Below are 20,086 nucleotides of genomic sequence, written 5' to 3'. Positions count from 1 at the left end.
CCGCGGCCGCGACGGGCGCGGGCGCCGCCTCTGCCGCGCTGGCCGGCGGCGCTTCACGGGCGATGTTGAGCTGGTCGGCGTCGACGATGAAGCAGCAGACGGCCTCGATGTCGTCCGGGGTGCAGGTGCTGTCGACCCAGACGGTCAGGACGCCGTTGGCACGCTGGCTGGCCTTGACCTGGCCGAGGTTGCCCATCTCTTCGAGCAGCGACTCGGCGTCCTTGTCCGACACCTTGGTGATGCGCACGCGCAGCGGCAGGCCGGCGGCATCGGCGGCAGGAGCCGCCTCGACCACGGGCGCGGGCTCGACCACGGGCGGGGCCTGCACCGGCGGCGGGGCGACCGGCGCAGGCGCGGCGGCCGGGGCTGCGGCAGCCGCGGGATCCTTGTGCTCGAGGGCGAGCTGCCTCAACACCGCGCAGATGCGCTCAAACACGGCTTCATCGGGCTCTTCGGAGGCCCGGTAGGCATCCAGTTGGCTTTTGAGCACGTCTTTCGTTTCCAAGAAAATATCAATCATGTCCGTACGCAGCGCCATTTCGCCGCGACGGATCGCGTCCAGAAGGTTTTCAAGCAGATGGGTGGTGCCCGCCAGCTGGTTGAAGCAGCCGAACGTCGCCGCGCCGCCCTTGATCGAGTGGGCCGCGCGGAAAATGGCATTGAGCTGCTCGATGTCGGGCGCGCCGACGTCGAGCTCGAGCAGCAACTGCTCCATTTGCGCGAGCAGTTCGTCCGCCTCGTCGAAAAAGGTCTCGTAAAACTGACTGAGGTCCAAACCAGAACTCATGACCCGTACGCCTTCATAAATGAACTTGCCTACGCGCCGGATTGCTCATCGAGCAATTCGGACGCCAATTCCACCAGCACATCGGGATCGACCGGCTTGGACAGCCAGCCGCATACGCCCAGATCCCGCGCCGCCATCTTGCTGTCCACGTCGTCTTCGGTGGTCAGCACCAGCACCGGCACGTCCAGGTACTGTTCCTGTTCGCGCAGGCCCTGGATCAGTTGCAGGCCGCCCATCACGGGCATGTTCCAGTCGCTCACCACCAGGTCCACCGGATGGTTTTTGGCCACCTCCAGCGCTTCCTGGCCGTTGCCGGCCGTCAATACCTTCCATCCCGCGCCCGTCAGCGTCGCCTGGACGATCATTCTCATCGTCGCCGAATCGTCCGCCACCAGAATCGTTGCCGCCATTGCTATCGAGCCCCTTCGGCGGGCGGCGTTGCCGCCGCGTCGCCCTGCTTGGTTGCCGTCGTGGCCTGGGCGGCGGCGTTCACCGCCTCCACGGCCGTTCCAACCTCGCGGGCATCCTTGGCGCTGACGTCCGCGGCCGCGGCGTTCTCGCTTTCGATGCGCCGCTGGGTGCTCTGGTTGAGCACCACTAGGCTGATACGTCTATTAACGGCCGCATATGGATCATCTTTAACGAGACTCATGCTCGAGGACAGACCCTGGATGCGCATGACCTTGCTTTCATTCATGCCGCCAGCCACCAGTTCCTGGCGCGAGGCGTTCGCACGATCGGCCGAAAGTTCCCAGTTGCTATAGGCGCGCTCGCCGCGGGCGTACTGCGACGCGTCGGTGTGGCCCGAGATGCTGACCTTGTTGGGCAGCTCGTTCAGAACCGGCCCCAATTCCCGCAGGATGTCGCGCATGTAGGGCTGCACCTCGGCGCGACCGGTGGCGAACATGGGGCGGTTCTGGTTGTCGATGATCTGGATCCGCAGACCTTCGGTGGTCAGGTCGATCAGCAATTGGGGCCGGAAGCTCTTGAGCACCGGACTGTTCTCGATGACGTTTTCCAGCCGCCTCTTGAGGTTTTCCAGGCGGTGCTGGTCGCGCCGTTCGGCATCACCCATCGGCTGGGCCTCGACCCGGTTGCCCTGGGCGCGGCGCTCGTCGCCGTCGCTGCGCAGCGGGTCGCGGCCGCCCCCGGGGACCGCGCTGGTCTCGGCCGAGCTGCTGGGACCGCCGGTCAGCGCCACGCGCAGGGGCATGCGGAAGTATTCGGCGATGCCCTTGAGTTCCTCGCGCGGCACGATGCTGATCAGCCACATCACCAGAAAGAACGCCATCATCGCCGTGATGAAGTCGGCGTAGGCGATCTTCCAGCTTCCGCCGTGGTGTCCGCCGCCGTGGACTTTCTTGCGGCGGATCACCACACGGTGGTTGTTTACCGTGCTCATGGCCCGCTCCGTCAGGCCTTGGCGGTGGACTTGGTCTGCCGGACGTGCTCTTCCAGCTCACCGAAAGTCGGCCGCACCGACGAATACAGCACCTTGCGGCCGAATTCGACCGCGAGCTGCGGCGGGTAGCCGTTCATGCTGGCCAGCAGCGTGGTCTTGATACATTCCAGCACCTTCATGGCCTCGTCCGTGCGGCGCTCGATGCGCGAGGCCAGCGGACCGACGAAGCCGTAGGCCAGCAGGATGCCCAGGAAGGTGCCCACCATGGCCTTGGAAATCAGGTCGCCGAGAATGGCGGGCGGCTGATCCACGGCGGCCAGTGCCTTGATCACGCCCAGCACCGCGGCCACGATACCGAACGCGGGCAGGCCGTCGGCCATCTGCCGGATCATGCTGGCAGGCACTTCGCGCTCGTGGCGGTAGGTTTCGATTTCCTCGTCCATGAGCGTTTCGATCTCGAACGAGCTCATGTTGCCGCTGATCATGATGCGCAGGTAGTCCGTGATGAACTCCATGAGCTTCTCGTCCTTTGCGATGCGCGGATACTCGCTGAAGATCGGACTGGAGGCAGGATCCTCGATGTGCGATTCGATCGCCATCAGGCCTTCGCGGCGCGCCTTGTTCAGCAGCACGTACAGGAGCGCCATGAGCTCCATGTAGACGTCCTTGCCGTAGCGCGAGCTTTTCAGCGTGTCGGGCAGCGCCTTCTTCACGAGCATCAGCGATTTCTTGCTGTTGCCGGCCAGGAAGGCGCCGAAGGCCGCGCCGAAGATCAGCGTCAACTCGAACGGCTGGTAAAGCGCGCCCATGTGGCCGCCCAGCGCTACGAAGCTGCCGATGACCGACACGATCACCACTAGAAAACCGATAACAATCAACACATCAGGCCCCTGCCAACGAAGTCTAAAACCGGCGTCAATGATCCCCTGTTCCCCCCGTCCCAAAAAGGCGGGTTACGGGGAGTTTTCCAGGGCTTTTGATGTATTTGGACGCGCCGCTCAGGAACGGGCGGCGTCTACGGCTGGCACGGATCGGCTGCCCGCGCGCGCCTTGGCGGCGGCACGGGTCTTGCCGGCCCGGGGTGGCGGACGGCAGATTGCGCACACGAAATCCGACTGCGGATCATGCGCGTGCGCAATGAAATGCCCGCCACACTGGCGGCAGGCGGAAAGCTGCAGCATGCCGCTATCGAAGAACCGCACCAGCATCCAGGCCCGGGTGAAGCTCAGCACGGGCTCGGCGGATTCGGCGTTGTCCACGCCGGCGTTCTCGAGATAGAGGCGGTACGCGTCGATGATGGCGCGGATGCCCTTGCTGCTGGTGCGCGTGTTCAGGAACGAATACACGTTGTAGAACAGCGAGGAATGGATGTTCGGCAACCAGGTCATGAACCAGTCGACCGAAAAAGGCAGCATGCCCTTCGGTGGCGAGCAACCGCGGATTTCGCGGTACAGACGTGCCAGGCGGTCGTGGCTGAGGCTGGTTTCAGCCTCCAACACCTGCAGCCGCGCGCCCAGAGTGATCATGGAGCTGGCTAGCAGGATGTCATCCGCTTCCTGCGAAACGCTCTTGGTGGCCATTACACGTGTCCGAGTGGGAATCGACAGGCCGTCAGGCCAGTTCTTCAACAGGTTGCTTGGCCAGCAGGATCGTCGCGTGCGCTTGCTGCAGCGCGCCGCCCAGCACGTCGTGGGTCAGGGCCGACAGCAGGCTGTAGTCGTCGAAACGGAAACGGCACAGGAGCGAACTGGAGCTGGCCAGCTTCACCAGCTGAGCCGGAGAAAGACGCATCAGGATATCGGCAACCTCGTTGCTGAAACCCAGACGGAACATCGATGCAGCATAGTCATCGCGCAGCATGCGCTGCGCGAGAAGCAGGTAGGACAGATTCACCTCACGGATATCTGCCAGCAAAGAATTTTCGACTTGTTGCACGCCCGACTCCCTATTCCCTATCCCACCGAAGGGGCTTGATAACCAAGGACAATGGCAACGTTTGTTGCACAGTGTCCGCTGCATCCTGTTTTAATGCGAAATGTATCATTTGTTCGCAATTTAAGTAAAATTTACCACAGGTCATGTCATTTTCTATGACTTATATGACAAATCTTTGTTGATATCGCGCAACTTGAGACTTTAGATACACCTTGACATAGAAAGTCCTGACAAATGTACGTCAATTTGGCAAATAAGCATTCAAAACGTTGCGTGCTTTAAGGAATGAAATACCGGCTTTTGCCGACAATGACACCTTTCGATCACAAAATATTGCTAGCTTTAGCGTAGCCGCGCGTTTGTCGACAATGTCGCAAATTGACAACAACCGACAATGCGTCACGATGGACACCGCCTGACACTCCCGCAATGCCCCACGCAGATGACAGCTTGGTCGAATATGCCCCGCTAGTGCGGAAGCTGGCCCTGCAATTGCTCGCCCGGCTGCCGGCCAGCGTCGAACTCGACGACCTGATCCAGGCCGGCATGATCGGCCTCTTGGATGCGGTGCGCCGCTACCAGGAGACCGCCGACGCCCAGTTCGAGACCTACGCCACCACCCGCATCCGCGGCGCCATGCTCGACGAACTGCGTGGCCAGGACTGGCTGCCGCGCAGCGTGCGCGCCAAGGCACGCAAGATCGAACAGGCCATCCAGCAACTCGAACAACGCCTGATGCGCGCACCCTCCGAAGCCGAGATCGCGCAGCAGATGGAGATGCCGCTGGCTGAATATCAGACGCTGTTACACGACGCCCAGGGCGTGCAGATCGTCCACTACGAAGACTTCGCCACCGAGCCCGACACCGCGTCGGGCCAGACCGACTGGACCGCCACGCTGAATCACGGCACCGCCGGCGGCAACCCGCTGGACTCGCTGCTGGCCGGCGATTTCCGCCAGGCGCTGATCCTGGCGATCGACACCCTGCCCGACCGCGAGAAACTGCTGTTGTCGCTGTGCTACGAGCAGGGCCTGAACCTGAAGGAAATCGGCGCGATCATGAACGTGACCGAGGCCCGCGTCTGCCAGCTCCGGTCGCAGGCCACGGCGCGCATCCGCGCCAAGCTGCGCGAACAGGCCTGGCAACACCTGCCCCAGGAAGGGCAGATCGCGCAGATTATCTAGACCGATGGCGCACTGCGGCCGGAATTCCAGGTAAATCGGACGTTATTCATCCCATTACGCCGCGCCCGCCCTTGTTAGCCTTGCAGGCTGACACCAATAGGTGCGCACGGCGATCACGCAGCCAGCCGCGCACCGCGATCCCTGGAATTTCGCCATGAGCGCACCCGACGTCCTGACGCAGGCCATTTCCGACGCCTACGACGAAACCCCATATATCTCGCTGCCGTTCTGCTATACGTCGCCGGGCAACCTGCGCGCGGTCGCCAGCCTCTACCAACTCGAGGCGCCGGCGCTGGAACGGGCGCGGGTGCTGGAGCTGGGTTGTGCCGCCGGGGGCAATCTGCTGCCATTCGCGCTGGCCCATCCCGAAGCCCGGGTCGTGGGCATCGACCTCTCGCCGCAACAGATCGAGGCGGGCCAGCGGACCGCCGAGGCGCTCGGCGTCCGCAACCTCGACCTGCGGGCGATGAGCCTGACCGAGATCACGGCCGACTTCGGCACCTTCGACTACATCATCTGCCATGGCGTGTTCAGTTGGGTGCCGCCGGAGGTGCGTGACGCGATCCTGCGCATCTGCCGCGAAAACCTGGCGCCGCAAGGCATCGCCTACGTCAGCTACAACACCTACCCGGGCTGGAAGGCGTCCGACGTGATCCGCGACGCCATGATCCTGAACAGCTTCGGCGCGGAAACGCCGCAGGACAAGCTGGTCCGCGCCAAGGCCATGCTGGAGCTGATCGAGGCAGGCCTGTGGCAGAACAATCCGCTGCGCTCGGCGCTGCAGGAAGCCGCCCGCAAGCTGCGCGGCCAGACCGACCACTACCTGCTGCACGAATACCTGGAGGCGATCAACACGCCCTGCTATTTCCTGGAATTCGCCGCCGCGGCGCAGCAGGCCGGATTGGCATACGTGACGGACGCCGAACCGCAACTGACGTTCCCCTCCACCTTCGGCAGCATGGTGGCGCTCGGCCTGAACGGGCTGTCGGTCAACGCCGGCCGGGAAATGCGCGAACAGTACCTGGACTTCGCCGTCGGCCGCTCGTTCCGCAAGAGCCTGCTGGTGCACGCCGAGCGCGCCAGCGAGATCCTGGACCAGCCAGAGGGCGGCGCCTTCACCGCCATGCATTTCGCCGCCGACCTGACGCCGTTGACGGGCGCGCCGGCCGGACAACGCCAATACCGCACCGCGGCCGGCACCGCCATCACCACCCAGGATCCGGCGATGATCGCGCTGATGGAAGCGCTGGCGCAGGCCTGGCCGCAATCGCTGCCGTTCGCCGCGCTGCTCGAGACCCAGCGCGGGCACGCGGCCGACGCGTCGGCGGACGCCCTGAGCAACGCGATGATCGGCCACCTGGTGACGCTGGTGCAGGCCGGCGCCCTGCACTACCGCCTGGAGCCGGCCCCCTATCAGCCGACGCAGGCCAGGCCGCGCCTGATCCCTGGCGCCTTGCAACTACTACAAGAAGTAACAAGACCGGGATGCCAGGTCGGGATGCATAACCTCTGGCACCACCCGGTCAACGCCCCCACTGACGCCCTGCACCTCTATCTCACGCGCCACATCGACGGCGACCACAGCGCCGCCGAGCTGCGCACCCTGGCGCGCGATGCGCTGACGGCAGGCCGCCACCCGCATCCGGATGGCAAATCCTACAAGGGCGCCCGCAACCTGGACCCCGTCGCCCAGGAAATCGTCAACAGCCTGTTGACCGCCCTGCGCCGGGTCGGCCTGCTGCTGCATTGAGGAGCGCGTCCGGCGGCCTGGATCGGCCGTCGGACCCGTCCGCCTCAAGCGGTGACGCGCTTGGCTCCCCGCCCGGGAAACCCCCAAGACTAGTCTGTAAGTGGTATCCAACAACATTTTGCGAATACCAAAAAAAAGCCCTAAAGATTGATTTGCGACTGCCGTAATCCTTGCAACGGAGAAATTCGAAGACGCAAGAAATCGAATTCTTCCCGTTACAACGATGGGCGGCCCCGCTGCCCGGTTTGAAGAAGCCTTTCTCTCTTGGGAGCCTAAACATGGCTGCAGTCATTAACACCAACTACTTGTCGCTGGTTGCTCAGAACAACCTGAACAAGTCGCAATCTTCCCTGGGTACCGCCATCGAACGCCTGTCGTCGGGCCTGCGCATCAACAGCGCCAAGGACGACGCCGCCGGTATGGCCATTGCCAACCGCTTCACCGCCAACGTGAAGGGTCTGACCCAAGCCGCTCGTAACGCCAACGACGGTATCTCGCTGGCCCAGACGACGGAAGGCGCCGCCTCCGAAATCAACACCCACCTGCAGCGCGTTCGCGAACTGACGGTGCAGGCCGGCAACGGCAGCTACTCGCAAGAGCAGCTGAACTCGATGCAAGATGAAATCAAGCAACGCCTTGACGACATCGACCGCATCTCGCAACAAACCGACTTCAACGGCGTGAAGGTCCTGTCGGGCAACGCCAAGCCCCTGACGCTGCAAGTCGGCGCCAACGACGGCGAAACCATCACCCTGAACCTGTCGGAAATCAGCGTCAAGACGCTGGGTCTGGACGGCTTCAACGTCAACGGCTCGGGCGTGACCCAGAACCGTACGGCCACCGTGTCCGACCTGCAAGCCGCTGGTGGCGTCGCCGCCGGCAACGACTGGACCGTGACCACCAACCACGCCAGCGCCACCGCTGACCAGGTGTTCGCCAAGCTGGAAGGCGGCAACAAGGTTACCGTCGGCACGGGCACCGGCGCCACCGTCTACACCTACGACGCCGCCAACAAGAACTTCACGTTCACCGACAAGTCGGCTTCGGACGCTGCTTCCGTGACCGCCCTGGCCAACTCGCTGCGCCCGGCCACCGGCACCACGACCGCCACCTACACCCACAGCAACGGTTCCGCTTCGACCTCGTTCGAAGTCGACGCCACGGGCAAGGTCACCATCGGCGGCCAAGCTGCCTACCTGGACGCCGCCGGCAACCTGACGACCAACAGCGCCAGCGCCACCGCTGCCACGCTCGACTCCGTCATGACCGCCGCGTCGAACAACACCGGCGCCGCCGGTTCGTCGTCGGTCGCCATCGGCGGCAAGACGTACTCCAACACGGGCACCGCCAACCAACTGTCGTTCACCAACACTATCGCCTCCGATGCGCTGCTGGCCAACGTCAAGGCCGCCGCCAACTCGTCGATCCAACTGGGTCAAGGCATCACCAGCGCCACGGTCACCCTGGCCAACGGCACCTCGACCGACACGTACGTCGACGACAAGGGCGCGTTCACGACCACCAAGACGTTCGATACCGTCTACACCGTCGATCCCAACACGGGCAAGGCCACGGTCAAGAGCGGCACGGGCACGGGCGACTACGCTCCCAAGGTTGGTTCCACCGCCTACGTCAGCGCCTCGGGCAAGCTGACCACGGACACGACCAGCAAGGGCACGCTGACCACCGATCCGCTGAAGACGCTGGATGCCGCCTTCACCAAGCTGGACAAGCTGACCGGTGAACTGGGTGCCGTGCAGAACCGCCTGGAATCGACCATCGCCAACCTGAACAACGTGGTCAACAACCTGTCCAACGCCCGTTCGCGTATCCAGGACGCCGACTACGCCACGGAAGTGTCGAACATGTCGAAGGCCCAGATCCTGCAACAGGCTGGCACCTCGGTTCTGGCGCAAGCCAACCAAGTGCCGCAAACCGTGCTGTCGCTGCTGCGTTAATTCACGGCAAGCAGAACGGACGGCGGGCAAGCTCCGGCTTGCCCTCCCGGCCAGCCGGCCAAGGCCCTTCGCGTCCTGGCCGGCCACCCCGAACCCGCCTCACGGCGGGTTTTTTCATTGGCGCCGACTACGCGTGGTTTCACCGAAACTGGCGGGGAATTGGCACGCTGATTCGCCGAATGAGCGAACCTCGGCATTCATAGAATTACCGCAATAGTCTCCCGGGGTTCGTCCCCTCTTCGCGAGTCACATGTCTTATCCGGCCCATACCCAACGACAAGCCGCCGCCGACCCCGGACGCCTGGCCCCGAGCCATTCCCCTGTCCGGCTGCGTGCCACCGCCCATCTGTACGGGGTCGACACCGTCCCCCTGGACAATGCCCGCGTGCTGGCCATCGGCTGCGGCGACGGTGCCGGCCTGCTGCCCTTCGCGCTGGCCCACCCGCAGGCGCAGGCAGTCGGCATCGACGGATCCGAGACACTGGTGGCGCAAGGCACGGCAGCCGCCCGGCAACTGGGCGCGGCCAACCTGACACTCTACGTGGGCGAGGCGGCCGACATCGGCACCCAATTGGGCCTGTTCGATTACGTCATCGTCACGGGCCTCTATAGTTACCTGCCCGCGCCGGCGCAACAGGCGTTGCTGCAGGCCTGCGGGCAACTGCTGTCGCCGCGCGGCATTCTCTACCTGGACAGCCACGTCTATCCGGGCGCCAAGTCGCTGGAAGTGGTGCGCGACGCCATCCTGCTGCACGGCCACGCCGCGCAGAACGACGCCGAACTGCGCCAGAGCGCCACGGCGGCGCTGTCCCTGTTCAAGGACGGCCTGGCGGCGTCCAACCCGCACGCCTCGACCCTGGCGGCCGCGGCGGAGCAATTCGCCCGCGCCCTCGGCGACACGACGGCCGGCGCCAATCCGCTGTCCTGCAACCCCAGCTATTTCGTCGAACTGGCTGGCGTGGCCGCCCAGGCCGGGCTTGCCTACCTGGGCGATGCGCAGCCGTTGAGCGAATTGCCGCTGTCGTTCGGCCAGGGGGTGTCGCTCAACCACAGCCTGCTCGCCATGGGGCAGCCGGTTACGGTGCGCCAGCAATACCTCGACTTCGCCACCGGGCGCGCGTTCCGCCAATGCCTCTGGCTGCGCAACGAACGGTCCGCCGAGGTCCAGCGTCCGGACCTGGCGCGGCTGCGCGACTTGCGTTTCGCGTCCGGCCCGATCCGGCTGGCCGCCAACGGCCAGGAACAAGGCGCCACCTATGTGAACCACCTGGGCCGCGCCCTGGTCACGCACGACGCCGACGTGGTGACGGTGGTGGACACACTGGCGCATGCCTGGCCCGGCTCGCTGCCGTACAGCACCCTGCAGGCGGTTCTGCTGTACCGCAATCAGATCGACAACGATGCGGGGACCAAGATCCTACAGCGCGTCCTGCAGACGTTGCTCGAGCACGACCTGGTGCACTACTGCCTCGACCGCGGCCCCTATGACACCGAGGGCGGCGACACCTTCCACCTGCTGCCGTTCATGACCGAAACGGTAGCGGACGGCGAACCCGCGCTGCCCCGCTTCAATCTCTGGCACGAGGCCGTCAACTACCTGCCGCCCCCCGAGCAGGCCGCGGTCGTGGCCAACCTGGCGGCGGGCCGCCTGCCCAGCGCGGCAGCCGACCTCACCCCTGCCCCCCAACCCGCGGACGTGGCGGAGACCCTGGCACTGCTCAAGCGCTATGCCTTGACCCAAGGCGGCCCCAAGGCCTGGGCCGACCTGCTGCGCCGCACGCTCGAGGCGGCCGGGGAAGCGTACATGCCGCTGGCGGGCATGTACGCCAGCGCGCGGGCCTGCATGAGCCTGAACTCCCGGGTGCTGCACGCCAGCGGACACCAGCCGAACCCGCCGGCCGGCATCGCGGCACCGGTCAAGCGCATGCACGAACTGATGGTGCAGAAGGCCTACCTCGAGGCGGAACCGGTGGCGCGCCAGCTGACCAAACTGTCGCCGCGGTTCTGGGATGCCTGGGAAGCGCTGACCGTCGCCTTGTTCAGCACCTTCCGCAGTCCCCAGGCCCTGCTGCCGGCGCTGACCATGCTGAACCTGGCGCCAGCCGACCCGCAGAGCCACATCGTGCTCGCCGCCGTCCTGACCCAGCTGGGACGCACCTCCGAGGCCATCGGCGTGGCCCGCCGCGCGATCGAACTGGAACCGCGCAGCGCCGAAACCCACTCCGCCCTGGCCGACGCGCTGGCCGCCGAACGCCGCTACAAGGAGGCCGAGGCCTGCAACCAGACGGCCCTGGACCTCGATCCGACCCATCGCAAGGCGCTCATCAACCTGAGCAAGATCTACATCGACTCGGGCGAGGTGACCAAGGCCGAGCTGATGACCCGCAGGACCCTGACGCACTACCCGACCGCCCCGGTGGCGCGCAACAACCTGTTGTTCGCCATGAACTATTCGGACGATCGCACGGCCGAAGAGGTGTTCCAGGCCTACCGCGACTATGACACCGACCTGTGCATGCCGCTGCGTTCGAGCTGGAAGCCGCACGCCAACACGCGGGACCCGGCGCGCAAGCTCAAGGTCGGGTATGTCTCGCCCGACTTCCGCCAGCACTCCGGCAACTACTTCATCGAGCCGGTGTTCGCGCACCATGACCGCGAGCGCTTCGAGCTGACCGCCTACGCGGAACTGGCGACCGAAGACGCGACCACGCCGCGCCTGAAGGCCTATTTCGACCACTGGGTGCCCACCGCGGCGCTGACTGACGCGCAGCTGGCCGAACGCATCCGCGCCGACGGCATCGACATCCTGATCGACGTCGCCGGCCACACCGCCGGCAACCGCCTGGGCGCGTTCGCGCGCAAGCCGGCGCCGGTATCGCTGACCTGGCTGGGCTTCGGCTACACCACCGGGCTGTCGGCGATCGACTACATCATGACGGACGGCGTCATGCTGCCCGAGGGCTACGAGCACCTGTTCTCGGAAAAGCCCTGGCGGCTGCCGCAAGGCAATTTCATCTACCGCCCTGGCGGCGGCATGGGCGATCCCGGCCCGTTGCCGGCCCTGAAGAATGGTTACGTGACCCTGGGCACGCTGACCCGCGCGATCCGCATGAACGACCGCACGGTCAAGGTCTGGTCCGAGATCCTGCGCCGCCTGCCGCAGGCGCACCTGGTGGTCAACAGCACCAGCTACCGCGACGGCCCGATGTGCGAGCAGTTGATCCGCCGCTTCGAGGCCCACGGCATCGAGCGCCAGCGCCTGGAGATCGGCTGCACCAGCCCGGCCTGGGACGTGCTGCGCGGCATGGACATCGGGCTGGACTGCTTCCCCCACAATTCCGGCGTCACGCTGGTCGAGACCCTCTACATGGGCGTGCCCTACGTGACGCTGGCCGACCGTCCCAGCGTCGGCCGCATCGGCGCCTCGGTGCTCCAGAGTGTCGGCCACCCCGAATGGATCGCCGACAACGAGGCCGCCTACATCGACAAAGTCGTGGCGCTGGCCGGCGACATCCCGGCGTTGCAAACCCTGCGCGGCACGCTGCGCGAGCAGATGCACGCCAGCCCCCTCATGGACGAGCCGGCCTTCGCCCGCAAGTTCGAAGCCGCCCTGCGCGGCATGTTCACGAATTGGTGCGAGAACCAAGCATGAAAGCAATCATTCTGGCCGGCGGCCTGGGCACCCGTATTTCCGAGGAAACGCATACGCGTCCCAAGCCGATGATCGAGATCGGCGGCCGCCCGATCCTGTGGCACATCATGAAAACCTACTCCGCCCACGGCGTGAACGAGTTCGTGATCTGCTGCGGCTACAAGGGCTACATGATCAAGGAGTATTTTGCCAACTACTTCCTGCACATGTCCGACGTCACCTTCGACATGGCCGACAACCGCATGGAAGTGCATCAGCGCAAGGCCGAACCCTGGCGCGTGACGCTGGTCGACACCGGCGAGAACACCATGACCGGCGGCCGCCTCAAGCGCGTGGCCGACTACGTCAAGGAAGAAGAGGCGTTCTGCTTCACCTACGGCGACGGCGTGGCGGATGTCGACATCAGCGCCCTCATCGCGTTCCACCGCCGCCATGGCGGCCAGGCCACCGTCACCGCGGTGCAACCGCCCGGCCGATACGGCGCGCTGCGGCGCGAAGGCGACCGGGTGACCGGTTTCACCGAGAAGCCGCGCGGCGACGGCGGCCTGATCAATGGCGGCTTCTTCGTGCTGTCGCCCAGCGTGCTGTCGCTGATCGAAGGCGACGACACCAGTTGGGAAGCGGCGCCGCTCGAGGCCCTGAGCCGCGACGGCCAGTTGCACGCATACGAACACCTGGGCTTCTGGCAACCGATGGACACGCTGCGCGAGAAGAACCTGCTGGAATCGTTGTGGAGCACGGGCAAGGCGCCATGGAAAGTCTGGTAAGCCCGACCGCCGCGTTCTGGCGCGGCAAGCGTGTGCTGCTGAGCGGCCACACCGGCTTCAAGGGTGGCTGGCTGGCGCTGTGGCTGCACCGACTGGGCGCCCAGGTCACTGGCGTGTCGTTGCCGCCGGCCACCACGCCCAGCCTGTTCGAGGCCGCTCGCGTCAGGCAGGCCGTCGACCATCATGAAGCCGATATCCGCGACGCCGCCGCGTTGCGGGCGCGGGTGCGCGACGCGCGGCCCCAGATCGTGCTGCACCTGGCCGCCCAGGCACTGGTGCGGCCCAGCTACGCCGAACCGGTGGACACGTTCGCCACCAATGTGATGGGCACCGCGCACCTGCTGGACGCGCTGCGCTCGGCGCCGGACGCCAGGGTGGCCGTCATGGTCACCACCGACAAGGTCTACCGCAACAACGAATGGCCCTACCCGTACCGCGAGCACGACACGCTGGGCGGCCACGATCCCTATAGCGCCAGCAAGGCGGCCAGCGAACTGGTCATCGCCTCGTACCGCGACGCCTTCCTGAAACAACAGGGCCTGGCGGTCGCCAGCGCGCGCGCCGGCAACGTGATCGGCGGCGGCGACTGGTCGGTCGACCGCCTGCTGCCCGACGCCGTGCGCGCCTGGCGCGATGGCGGCGAGCTGCACGTGCGCCGGCCCCAATCGGTGCGGCCGTGGCAACACGTGCTGGAACCCTTGGCCGGCTACCTGACCCTGGCGGAGACGCTATGGCGGGATCCGGCGCTGGCCGACGCCTACAACTTCGGACCGGATGCCGCCGAAGCCGCGCCGGTGCGCACGGTCATCGACCTGGCGCAGGCCGCCTATGGCCGCGGCCGCACGGTCTATGCCGAGCATCCGCAAGGACCGCACGAAGCCGGCCTGCTGACGCTGGATACCTCCAAGGCCCGCGCCGTGCTTGGCGTGGCGCCGCGCTGGCCGCTGGCCACGGCGGTGGCGCGCAGCATGGACTGGTATCGCCGCTTCGACGCTGGCGAGGACGCGCTGGCGCTTTGCCACGCCGACATCGACCGCTACACGGGGCCGCAATGAGCCTGGAAATCCATGACACGCCGCTGGCCGGCCTGAAGCGCGTGCGGCGCCACCCGCGGGGCGATACGCGCGGCTTCCTGGCGCGCCTGTTCGATGCCGAGGCCCTGCGGGCCGCCGGCTGGGACGGCGCCATCGCGCAGGTCAACCATACCCATACCGCCCGGGCCGGCACGGTGCGCGGCATGCATTACCAGTTGCCGCCGCACGCCGAGATGAAGCTGGTCAGTTGCATCCGCGGCGAAGTGTGGGACGTGGCGGTGGACCTGCGCCCCGGCTCGCCCACCTTCCTGCAATGGCACGCCGAGCGCCTGTCCGCCGACAACGGCTGCGGGCTGCTGATCCCGCAGGGTTTCGCCCATGGCTTCCAGACGCTCGGCGACAACGTCGACATGCTGTATTGCCATAGCGCGGCCTATGCTCCGCAGGCCGAGGCCGGCCTGCATTTCCAGGATGCCCGCCTGGGCATTGCCTGGCCCCTGCCCCCTACCCTGGTGTCCGAGCGCGACCTGAATCATCCGCGCCTGGATGCCGCTTTCCCGGGAGTCGCACTGTGAAGTGCCGCCACTGCCAGGCCGAACTGAGCCTGCCCTTTCTCGACCTGGGTCACGCGCCGCCGTCCAATGCCTACCTGAGCGCCGATGCGCTGCGCGGCCCGGAAACCTGGTTTCCGCTGCGCCTGCTGGTGTGCGAATCGTGCTGGCTGGTCCAGACCGAGGACCACGCCGGCCGCGAGGCCCTGTTCACCGACGACTACGCCTACTTCAGCTCGTTCTCGTCGTCCTGGCTGGCGCATTCGCGCCGCTACGTCGACGCCATGGCCAGCCGCTTTGGCCTGGGCCCGCAGAGCATGGTGTGCGAGATTGCCGCCAATGACGGCTACCTGCTGCAGTACGTCCAGGCCGCCGGCATCCCCTGCTACGGCGTCGAACCCACCGCCAGCACGGCGCAGGCGGCGCGCGAACGCGGTATCGAGATCGTGCAGCGCTTCTTTGGCGTCGAACTGGGCGACGAGCTGGCCAGCACTGGCCGCGCGGCCGACCTGATCGCCGCCAACAACGTGCTGGCGCACGTGCCTGACATCAACGATTTCGTCTCGGGCTTCGCCGCGCTGCTCAAGCCCCAGGGCGTGGCCACCTTCGAATTCCCGCACCTGCTGCGCATGGTGCGCGAGAACCAGTTCGACACGGCCTATCACGAACACTATTCCTACCTGTCGCTGACCGCGGTCGCGCGCATCTTCCGCGCCAACGGCCTGGCGGTGTTCGACGTCGAGCACCTGCCCACCCACGGCGGCAGCCTGCGCGTGTATGCCCAGCGGCTCGACACCGGCAAGCACGAGGTGACGGCGGAGGTGGCGCGCACGCTGGACGAGGAGCAACAGGCCGGCATGACCGGCGCGGCCTTCTACCAGCGCTTCCAGCAGCAGGCCGAGCGCATCAAGAACGACCTGCTGGCGCTGCTGGTGGAGCTACGCCGCAATGGCAAGCGGGTGGCCGCCTATGGCGCCGCCGCCAAGGGCAACACGCTGCTGAACTTCGCCGGCGTGCGGCCCGACCTGCTGCCCTACGTGGTGGACCTGAACCCGGCCAAGCAGGGCAAGTACCTGCCGGGCAGCCACATTCCCATCGTCGCCGAGGACGTGCTGCGCCAGGACCAGCCCGAATACATCGTGGTGCTGCCGTGGAACCTGAAGACGGAAGTCTCGCAGCAACTGGCCTACGCCCGCGAGGGCTGGCACGCCAAGCTGGTCACGGCCGTGCCCGGCCTGGCGATCGACGGCGGCCACGACGCATGAACACCGCGCCGGTCACCGTCCTGGGGGCAACGGGCTTCATCGGCCGCCACCTGCTGGCGCGCCTGCGCGCCGACGGCATCGCCTGCGAGGCGCCGGCGCGCGATGATGCCGGCCTGTTCGACCGCCCCCTGGGTCACGTGATCTACGCCATCGGCCTGACCTCGGATTTCCGCAGCCGGCCGCTGGACACGGTGCAAGCCCACGTCTGCCTGCTGCGTCGCCTGATCGAGGCGGACAACTTCGACAGCCTGACCTACCTGTCCAGCACCCGCGTATATGCCGGCGCCAGCGACACCCGCGAGCAGGCCGCGCTGACGGTCAACCCGAACCACGCCAGCGATCTCTACAACCTCTCAAAGCTGATGGGCGAGTCCCTGTGCCTGCACGGCGGCCATCCGCGGGCCCGGGTGGCGCGCCTGTCCAATATCGTGGGCCTGCGCGACGCGCCCGACAGTTTCATCGACCAACTGCTCGAGGAAGGCGCGCGCGACGGCCGGATCACGCTGCACACCACGCTGTCCTCGCGCAAGGACTACCTGTACATCGACGATGCCGTGGCCCAGATCCTGGCCCTGGCGCAATCGGACGCCACCGGCATTTTCAACGTCGCCCACGGCCAGGGCGTCGACAACCGCGCCATCGCCGACTGCCTGGAAGCCGCCCTGGGCTACCGCGTCACCGAAGCGCCCGACGCGCAGCCCTGGGCCTTCGCCGATATCGACACCCAACGCATGCGCACCCGCTTCGGCCTCGCGCCGCGCGCGTTCGCCGATTATTTCCCGCTTTTTCTGGCGCAGTACCGCCAACGCAAAGGAATCTGAATGTCCTACCTTGAAACCACGCCCGACGCGCATCCCGAATACCGCCAGGAAAAGGCCGCCCGCATCGGCTCGTTCGCGACCGACCAGGAATTCCGCGAACTGTCGATCGCCTGGCGCCAGATGGCGCTGGAGCGCAAGTACATGAACAACTTCTCGTGGGCTGGCCGGCCGCTGATCCAACTGCCCATGGACGCCATGGCCATGCAGGAACTGATCTGGGCGGTCAAGCCGGACCTCATCATCGAGACCGGCATCGCCCACGGCGGCTCGCTGATGCTGTCGGCCTCGATGCTGCAGTTGCTGGGCGCCGGCGAGGTGGTCGGCGTGGACATCGAGATCCGCGAGCACAACCGCCGCGCCATCGAGGCCCACCCGCTGGCCGGCCGCATCCACCTGATCGAAGGCTCCAGCATCGACCCGGCCACCATCGCCCAGGTCCGTGCGCATGCCGAGGGCAAGAAGAACATCATGGTGTGCCTGGATTCGAACCACACGCACGACCACGTGCTGGCCGAGCTGAACGCCTATGCCGACCTGGTCAGCGTGGGCAGCTACTGCGTGGTGTTCGACACCTTCGTCGAGGACATGCCGGCCGACTACGAATGGCCGGGCCGCCATTGGGGCAAGGGCAACAACCCCAAGACCGCCGTCTGGGAATGGATCAAGAGCCACCCGGAATTCGAGATCGACCGATCGGTCGAAGACCGGCTGCTGGTGACCTCCGCGCCCGACGGCTTCCTGCGCCGCAAGGCCTGACCGCACCCCAGGCGGCATCATGATCGAGATCGACCCGAGCGCCCGCGTATCGCCGCTGGCCGACATCGAGGATTCCACCCGCGGCACGCGGATCGTGATCGGCCCCGGCGCCGTGGTGGATTCGTTCGTCAAGATCAAGCCCGCCGGCGGCGCCGGGGACGTCCTGATCGGCCCCGACTGCGTCATCAATTCCGGCTGCGTGCTCTACACCGGCCACGGCATACGGATGGGCGCGCGCGTGGCCGTCGCGGCCAACTGCACCTTCGCCCCCGCCAACCACGAATTCCGCCGGCGCGACCTGCCGATCCGGCAACAGGGTTTCCGCCCCAGCAAGGGCGGCATCGTCATCGAGGACGACGTCTGGATCGGCGCCAACTGCGTGCTGCTGGACGGCGCCATCCTGCGCGAAGGCTGCGTCATCGCCGCCGGCAGCATCGTGCGCGGAGAAATCGCCGCCTTCTCGATCCAGGGCGGCAACCCCATGAAAGTCCTGGGCTGGCGCGAAGAAACCGGCGACTGAGACAGGCCGGCGACCAGCAACCCCTCCGTACAGACTGCAACAGAACAACGAGCGTACGCATATGCGCGAAAGATTTGAAGCCGACGGCTATCTGGTCCTGAAGGACTTCTGGAAGCACGGCGAACTCGACGAGCTGGAAGAACAACTCGGCGAATTGGGCCGTCGCATCGTCGGCCCGCAATTCGACATGCACGATTTCGGCCGCTACGAACTGGACCCGGCCACGCAGTCGCTGCTGTACGACCGCCTCAAGTACCTGCCCGCGCTGTCGCGCCTGTCGGGAAGTGCCGCCGTGGACCGGCTGTGCCGCGAACTGGGCCTGGCCCACCCCGGCCTGATGGGCTGCTGCAACATGCGCCTGGACAAGCCGGCCGACGCCCGCCACCTGTTCGCCTGGCATCAGGACACGCTCTACCTGCTGGGCTCCGAAAACGCGGTGACGCTCTGGGTCCCGCTCCAGGACGTCAACCTGGCGTCCGGCACCATCCAGGTCATCCCCGGCAGCCACAAGCGCGGTCTTTATCCCTTCAAGCGCATCAGCGACAAGGTGATCGCGCCCTACGTGCCGTTCCTGCAGCGCGACCTGAGCCTGGACTACGACGTAACGGAAACGCCCGAAACCATCACCGCCGAGCGCGGCGACGTGGTCATCTTCAAGCAATTGCTGCTCCATCGCAGCACGCCCAACCTGGGCCAACAGATCCGCTGGACCACGCAGTTGCGCATCACGGACCTGGCCGACGCCGAATACCGTCGCCAGCGCTACCCTACCGGCGATCGCAGCAACATCTTCTATGTCGACTACCCGGGGCATGACGCCCAGCGTCGTCGCGAGCAGGAATCCCAGAGAACCGCAGCATGAACGACACCACCGATCCCTCCCGCTTCCGCCAGGATGGCCGCAGCACCACCCGCGAAGTGGGCTATCGCGCGGAATTGGGCGCGTTCTTCGACGCGGCGGGCGGCAGCACCGTCGAAAAACTCGAGAACTTCGCCAATTTCGTGCCGCGCCAGAGCCTGGCGCGCTTCCTGTGCTTGACTGAACTGTTCAAGATGGCCTTGCACGTACAGGGCGACATCATGGAATGCGGCGTCAATTGGGGCGGCGGCCTGATGACCTTCGCCCAACTGAGCGCCACGCTGGAGCCGGTCAACCTGCAACGCCGCATCGTCGGCTTTGACACTTTTTCCGGCTTCACCGGCATCGCCGACCAGGATCGCCATGCCGTGGTGCAGACCACCGAGCGCCGCGAACACGGCTACCAGGCCGACAGCTACACGGATTTGCAGCGCGCCATTGCGCTGTTCGACGCCAACCGCTTCATCGGCCACATCCAGAAGGTCGAACTGGTCAAGGGGGATGTCGCCCAGAGCGTGCCCGAATACCTGGCGCGCGAACCGCAGACCGTGGTGTCGCTCCTGCATCTGGACCTGGACCTGTACGAACCCACCAAGATCTGCCTGGAGCATTTCCTGCCGCGCATGCCCAAGGGCGGCGTCATCGTCTTCGATGAGCTGAACAATCGGACCTGGCCCGGCGAGACGCTGGCCGTGATGGAGAAGCTGGGCCTGAACCGGCTGCGGATCCAGCGTTTCACCTACGAACCGCACATCAGCTACGCCATCCTCGAGTAGCCGGCCCACACGCGCCACGACATGATTGGTCGGAAGCCGGCATTTTTGCCGGCTTATTCCTTTTTTGC

At 65.9% G+C, this 20,086-nt stretch carries 19 protein-coding genes; 13 read left to right on the top strand and 6 right to left on the bottom strand.

Annotated elements, in window-relative coordinates:
* The 6 genes from HV783_RS20055 to flhD form a co-directional block, all read right to left on the bottom strand.
* Positions 1 to 787: Hpt domain-containing protein (locus HV783_RS20055; RefSeq protein ID WP_175189750.1), on the bottom strand; the 787-nt coding region annotated here is incomplete at its 3' end.
* Between the two features lie 29 nt (positions 788 to 816).
* The gene (locus HV783_RS20050; RefSeq protein ID WP_054504153.1) at positions 817 to 1,197 is read right to left on the bottom strand and encodes a response regulator; all 381 of its coding nucleotides are present in this window, start codon (positions 1,195 to 1,197) and stop codon (positions 817 to 819) included.
* A 2-nt stretch (positions 1,198 to 1,199) separates the two neighbouring features.
* Positions 1,200 to 2,189 carry a flagellar motor protein MotB gene (gene motB / locus HV783_RS20045; protein WP_054504152.1) on the bottom strand — a complete coding sequence of 330 codons (990 nt, stop codon included), beginning with the start codon at positions 2,187 to 2,189 and terminating at the stop codon, positions 1,200 to 1,202.
* An 11-nt stretch (positions 2,190 to 2,200) separates the two neighbouring features.
* Positions 2,201 to 3,070 (bottom strand): flagellar motor stator protein MotA, encoded by an 870-nt coding sequence (gene motA / locus HV783_RS20040; RefSeq protein ID WP_006387509.1) that lies wholly within the window; start codon positions 3,068 to 3,070, stop codon positions 2,201 to 2,203.
* A gap of 117 nt (positions 3,071 to 3,187) precedes the next feature.
* Positions 3,188 to 3,769: a flagellar transcriptional regulator FlhC gene (flhC, locus tag HV783_RS20035; protein ID WP_054504151.1), complete on the bottom strand. Its 582-nt coding sequence runs from the start codon at positions 3,767 to 3,769 to the stop codon at positions 3,188 to 3,190.
* A 31-nt stretch (positions 3,770 to 3,800) separates the two neighbouring features.
* Complete coding sequence (gene flhD, locus HV783_RS20030; protein ID WP_006219025.1) at positions 3,801 to 4,124, bottom strand: flagellar transcriptional regulator FlhD; 324 nt, start codon at positions 4,122 to 4,124, stop codon at positions 3,801 to 3,803.
* 429 nt (positions 4,125 to 4,553) lie between these two features.
* Here flhD and HV783_RS20025 point away from each other — a divergent pair, with 429 nt between their 5' ends.
* From HV783_RS20025 to HV783_RS19965, 13 genes are all read left to right on the top strand, one after another.
* Complete coding sequence (locus HV783_RS20025) at positions 4,554 to 5,309, top strand: RNA polymerase sigma factor FliA (protein ID WP_064525472.1); 756 nt, start codon at positions 4,554 to 4,556, stop codon at positions 5,307 to 5,309.
* Between the two features lie 154 nt (positions 5,310 to 5,463).
* A complete protein-coding gene (locus HV783_RS20020; protein ID WP_175189749.1) occupies positions 5,464 to 7,059 on the top strand; it encodes a methyltransferase regulatory domain-containing protein in 1,596 nt (531 codons plus the stop codon).
* Between the two features lie 278 nt (positions 7,060 to 7,337).
* Positions 7,338 to 9,017, top strand: coding sequence for a flagellin N-terminal helical domain-containing protein (locus tag HV783_RS20015; RefSeq protein ID WP_064525479.1), 1,680 nt, complete (start codon positions 7,338 to 7,340; stop codon positions 9,015 to 9,017).
* Between the two features lie 250 nt (positions 9,018 to 9,267).
* Positions 9,268 to 12,669 carry a bifunctional class I SAM-dependent methyltransferase/glycosyltransferase gene (locus tag HV783_RS20010; RefSeq protein ID WP_175189748.1) on the top strand — a complete coding sequence of 1,134 codons (3,402 nt, stop codon included), beginning with the start codon at positions 9,268 to 9,270 and terminating at the stop codon, positions 12,667 to 12,669.
* Positions 12,666 to 13,436, top strand: a complete 771-nt coding sequence (gene rfbF / locus HV783_RS20005; protein ID WP_175189747.1) for a glucose-1-phosphate cytidylyltransferase — start codon at positions 12,666 to 12,668, stop codon at positions 13,434 to 13,436. The genes HV783_RS20010 and rfbF overlap by 4 nt, the downstream gene beginning before the upstream one ends.
* The gene (gene rfbG, locus HV783_RS20000) at positions 13,421 to 14,491 is read left to right on the top strand and encodes a CDP-glucose 4,6-dehydratase (protein ID WP_064525489.1); all 1,071 of its coding nucleotides are present in this window, start codon (positions 13,421 to 13,423) and stop codon (positions 14,489 to 14,491) included. Before rfbF ends, rfbG begins: the two co-directional genes overlap by 16 nt.
* A complete protein-coding gene (locus tag HV783_RS19995) occupies positions 14,488 to 15,045 on the top strand; it encodes a dTDP-4-dehydrorhamnose 3,5-epimerase family protein (protein WP_175189746.1) in 558 nt (185 codons plus the stop codon). The genes rfbG and HV783_RS19995 overlap by 4 nt, the downstream gene beginning before the upstream one ends.
* The gene (locus HV783_RS19990) at positions 15,042 to 16,286 is read left to right on the top strand and encodes a class I SAM-dependent methyltransferase (protein WP_175189745.1); all 1,245 of its coding nucleotides are present in this window, start codon (positions 15,042 to 15,044) and stop codon (positions 16,284 to 16,286) included. Before HV783_RS19995 ends, HV783_RS19990 begins: the two co-directional genes overlap by 4 nt.
* A complete protein-coding gene (locus HV783_RS19985) occupies positions 16,283 to 17,107 on the top strand; it encodes an NAD-dependent epimerase/dehydratase family protein (RefSeq protein WP_064525497.1) in 825 nt (274 codons plus the stop codon). Before HV783_RS19990 ends, HV783_RS19985 begins: the two co-directional genes overlap by 4 nt.
* Positions 17,108 to 17,863, top strand: a complete 756-nt coding sequence (locus tag HV783_RS19980; protein WP_054431990.1) for a cephalosporin hydroxylase family protein — start codon at positions 17,108 to 17,110, stop codon at positions 17,861 to 17,863.
* 19 nt (positions 17,864 to 17,882) lie between these two features.
* Complete coding sequence (locus HV783_RS19975) at positions 17,883 to 18,383, top strand: acyltransferase (RefSeq protein WP_064525501.1); 501 nt, start codon at positions 17,883 to 17,885, stop codon at positions 18,381 to 18,383.
* Positions 18,384 to 18,444: 61 nt separating this feature from the next.
* On the top strand, positions 18,445 to 19,245 hold the full coding sequence (locus HV783_RS19970) for a phytanoyl-CoA dioxygenase family protein (protein ID WP_175189744.1): 801 nt from the start codon (positions 18,445 to 18,447) through the stop codon (positions 19,243 to 19,245).
* Positions 19,242 to 20,018, top strand: coding sequence for a TylF/MycF/NovP-related O-methyltransferase (locus tag HV783_RS19965; protein ID WP_081273497.1), 777 nt, complete (start codon positions 19,242 to 19,244; stop codon positions 20,016 to 20,018). The genes HV783_RS19970 and HV783_RS19965 overlap by 4 nt, the downstream gene beginning before the upstream one ends.
* Positions 20,019 to 20,086: the final 68 nt, after the last annotated feature.

It is taken from the genome of Achromobacter dolens (assembly GCF_902859745.1).
Classification (GTDB): domain Bacteria; phylum Pseudomonadota; class Gammaproteobacteria; order Burkholderiales; family Burkholderiaceae_B; genus Achromobacter; species Achromobacter dolens.
The sequence above is the reverse complement of the archived record's forward strand: the minus strand, read 5'-3'. Positions and strand labels throughout refer to the sequence as shown.

What these genes read in the sequence shown, in the direction of transcription:
- HV783_RS20050 (WP_054504153.1), bottom strand. Translation starts at nt 1,197, where the DNA reads ATGGCGGCAACGATTCTGGTGGCGGACGATTCGGCGACGATGAGAATG.
- motB (WP_054504152.1), bottom strand. Translation starts at nt 2,189, where the DNA reads ATGAGCACGGTAAACAACCACCGTGTGGTGATCCGCCGCAAGAAAGTC.
- flhC (WP_054504151.1), bottom strand. Translation starts at nt 3,769, where the DNA reads ATGGCCACCAAGAGCGTTTCGCAGGAAGCGGATGACATCCTGCTAGCC.
- HV783_RS20025 (WP_064525472.1), top strand. Translation starts at nt 4,554, where the DNA reads ATGCCCCACGCAGATGACAGCTTGGTCGAATATGCCCCGCTAGTGCGG.
- HV783_RS20020 (WP_175189749.1), top strand. Translation starts at nt 5,464, where the DNA reads ATGAGCGCACCCGACGTCCTGACGCAGGCCATTTCCGACGCCTACGAC.
- HV783_RS20015 (WP_064525479.1), top strand. Translation starts at nt 7,338, where the DNA reads ATGGCTGCAGTCATTAACACCAACTACTTGTCGCTGGTTGCTCAGAAC.
- HV783_RS20010 (WP_175189748.1), top strand. Translation starts at nt 9,268, where the DNA reads ATGTCTTATCCGGCCCATACCCAACGACAAGCCGCCGCCGACCCCGGA.
- rfbF (WP_175189747.1), top strand. Translation starts at nt 12,666, where the DNA reads ATGAAAGCAATCATTCTGGCCGGCGGCCTGGGCACCCGTATTTCCGAG.
- rfbG (WP_064525489.1), top strand. Translation starts at nt 13,421, where the DNA reads ATGGAAAGTCTGGTAAGCCCGACCGCCGCGTTCTGGCGCGGCAAGCGT.
- HV783_RS19995 (WP_175189746.1), top strand. Translation starts at nt 14,488, where the DNA reads ATGAGCCTGGAAATCCATGACACGCCGCTGGCCGGCCTGAAGCGCGTG.
- HV783_RS19985 (WP_064525497.1), top strand. Translation starts at nt 16,283, where the DNA reads ATGAACACCGCGCCGGTCACCGTCCTGGGGGCAACGGGCTTCATCGGC.
- HV783_RS19980 (WP_054431990.1), top strand. Translation starts at nt 17,108, where the DNA reads ATGTCCTACCTTGAAACCACGCCCGACGCGCATCCCGAATACCGCCAG.
- HV783_RS19975 (WP_064525501.1), top strand. Translation starts at nt 17,883, where the DNA reads ATGATCGAGATCGACCCGAGCGCCCGCGTATCGCCGCTGGCCGACATC.
- HV783_RS19970 (WP_175189744.1), top strand. Translation starts at nt 18,445, where the DNA reads ATGCGCGAAAGATTTGAAGCCGACGGCTATCTGGTCCTGAAGGACTTC.
- HV783_RS19965 (WP_081273497.1), top strand. Translation starts at nt 19,242, where the DNA reads ATGAACGACACCACCGATCCCTCCCGCTTCCGCCAGGATGGCCGCAGC.